We start from the raw sequence: 243 nt of genomic DNA on the forward strand, positions 1-243 counted from the left end.
TCCAACGCCGCATCCAGCACTTCGCTGGCCTTGAAGAAGTCAGCGTAGGCCTGCATCAGCGGTGCATGCTGCGCGCGCATCCCTTCGCCGTTGTCGCGCCGATAGTCCTCACGGGTGAAATAGCCATCAGCGCGTTCGATCAGCGCATACAACGACTGGAAGGCCGTCTGGTACTGCCGCACCGGCTCGTCCAGCGGCGTGGCCGGCATCCTGGCCAGTGCGTCGGTCAGCGGTTGGCCACAG

1 protein-coding gene is annotated in these 243 nt (G+C 64.6%); it reads right to left on the reverse strand.

What is annotated here, in order from left to right; translation table 11 throughout:
• Nucleotides 1-243: DUF3829 domain-containing protein (locus tag SB658_RS26875; protein ID WP_410603550.1), on the reverse strand; the 243-nt coding region annotated here is incomplete at both ends.

Source organism: Bacillus sp. SIMBA_008, from assembly GCF_046535495.1.
GTDB classification, from domain to species: domain Bacteria; phylum Bacillota; class Bacilli; order Bacillales; family Bacillaceae; genus Bacillus; species Bacillus subtilis.